The sequence below is a fragment of the Vibrio sp. Isolate22 genome, from assembly GCF_022398115.1.
Classification (GTDB): domain Bacteria; phylum Pseudomonadota; class Gammaproteobacteria; order Enterobacterales; family Vibrionaceae; genus Vibrio.
This window is the reverse complement of sequence record NZ_JAKEUW010000128.1, coordinates 1-2,011: the sequence shown is the minus strand read 5'-3', so window position 1 is coordinate 2,011 and position 2,011 is coordinate 1. Positions and strand designations below refer to the sequence as shown.

At 41.4% G+C, this 2,011-nt stretch carries 1 protein-coding gene and 2 pseudogenes; 2 read left to right on the top strand and 1 reads right to left on the bottom strand.

Features of this window, described 5'->3' with window-relative positions; genetic code table 11:
- Nucleotides 1-280: 280 nt before the first annotated feature.
- A pseudogene (locus tag L1D55_RS27070) lies at nucleotides 281-965 on the top strand (transposase); the annotation flags it as partial.
- A gap of 134 nt (nucleotides 966-1,099) precedes the next feature.
- On the opposite strand, the gene L1D55_RS27065 reads toward L1D55_RS27070, so the two are convergent.
- Nucleotides 1,100-1,642 carry an SRPBCC family protein gene (locus L1D55_RS27065; RefSeq protein WP_275665396.1) on the bottom strand — a complete coding sequence of 181 codons (543 nt, stop codon included), beginning with the start codon at nucleotides 1,640-1,642 and terminating at the stop codon, nucleotides 1,100-1,102.
- 179 nt (nucleotides 1,643-1,821) lie between these two features.
- On the opposite strand from L1D55_RS27065, the pseudogene L1D55_RS27060 reads away from it, so the two are divergent.
- Nucleotides 1,822-1,992 (top strand): annotated as a pseudogene (locus L1D55_RS27060) (transposase); the annotation flags it as partial.
- Between the last annotated feature and the right edge of the window lie 19 nt (nucleotides 1,993-2,011).

Sequence of the window (2,011 nt, the reverse complement as noted above, 5' to 3'; positions counted from 1 at the left end):
CTTTTTAGCCATTGCCGCTTCCTTACGTTCTTGTTTAAGAAGTAAAGAATAGCGAGCTATTGATTTAAAAGAGAAAAAGGAAGAATTTCGGGCACTCCGAACGCGGTTTTCGCTATTTCGAACGCTGATTTCGGAGTTCGCTTAAAAGTGTTCGGATAATCGCGGAATGTGCGTTCGGATTAAACCGAAATAGGTGTTCGGGTCATACCGAAATGGCCGTTCGGAATGCTCCGAAATACGCAGCCGAGACTCAAGGGCAAAAAAAGAGACCGTTGGCCTCGTTCGAGCCAACCCTGTCCACATCAAAAGGTTCGCCGGTGCAATTGGACGACGTGCAAAGAACGACCGACTTGATGCGGAGCTTATTGCTCACTACGGTGAAGCGATTCAGCCCAATATTACTCAGATTAAACCTAAAAACATTCGTTTAATTAGCGACTTAGTCATTAGAAAAAACCAGTTACTCTCAATGCAAACGATGGAGAAAAATCGACTTCAGATATTACCGAAGGAACTGCATTCATCCATCAACCCCATGCTGACCGCAATGAAAAACCAAATCAAAAAAATAGAAGAGAAGCTCTTAAAGCTAATCGAAGAGAGCCCAGAGTACCAGGCTAAGAATGCACTTCTTCAAAGTGTTCCTGGGATTGGAAATATAGCGGCCTCATCAATCATCAGCAACGTACCTGAACTTGGCTATATCACCAATAAACAAGCCGCTTCACTAATCGGTGTAGCGAGTCATCCAAGGAGGCCGCTCTCAAGTGCGGACAGTTCTCTACATGGCGATGATGTCTGCCATGCAATGTAATCCCGTTTTTAAAGCGACTTACACTCGATTAGTTGAGGCAGGAAAGCCAAAGAAAGTCGCCATCATTGCGTGTGTGAGAAAGATGGTGGTGATCTTAAATTCAATGTTAAGAGATAGCGTCATGTGGAATGAAAACACAGCTAAAAATTAGTTATTGACGCCATAGTCGTTTGTTAGCTTTCTTGTACCAGAGTAGAGCCTTTGGGTTTTCGTGGAGCTTTGTTCTAGCTCCAATAGAAACATGCTAACTTCCTCTTAATCCGAGTCGCCTTTAATTAAATTGGGCTAACACTCTTCAAAGATCTTACAATAGTGCTTATGGAACGCCAAAATAGGATGCTCTGAGTTATATGTATTATTTTCATCAACTACATATCTTGGATAATCCAACACTTCAGTTTGTAGCCCTCTCTGTACAGAGTCAACAACAGACGCATCCTCTGCAAAAGTGAAATTACGATGTTGCTCAATCACTTTTTTTTCATCGTCACTTGGTATGCTATTAGGTAACCACCAAACTACTTCTATTTGAGTTTCTGCTACTGATATCGCTTTCCATTGGTATGTATTTACAATTCCACTAGGATACATTTGAATTGCAAAGTTTGGAAAAAACCACCATGTGTAAAACGTGCTTGATTTACACTTAGACGCAGACTCATGTCGTGTACCATACTCAGTCATCCTAGTCGAATATTGATTTAGAGTAAGGACGTCTTTCGATAATACCTTATGAACACTTGGGCAGTGGTAACACTCGTTAAAGTTCTCCATAACCACCTTCCAGTTAGCTTGCGCAATCCTGCCAGTTGATTCAGACCGATTCAATTCATAAATGTTTGGTATCTCTTTTAAAATCTCTTTTTCTGCTTTTATTGCATGAGTTCGAAAAGGTTGAGGAGCTTTAATTGGATTAACAAGTATGAAACCACAAAAGACTTCTAGTGATCCGCCCCAGCAGTTTTGGACACTGAGTTAAGTGAGTACAATCACTAACGAGGTGAACAATGACAACTAAGAAAACTAGAATTAAACATTCCCCTGAATTTAAAGCAGAAGCCCTGAAGTTAGCAGATAAAGTGGGAGTAGCTGCGACAGCAAGACAGCTTTCTTTACATGAATCTCAAATCTACGGGTGGCGAAAGAACTCGAAGAAAGACACCAGTACTAGTCAGCGCAGCGAGAGCAAGAACTAGC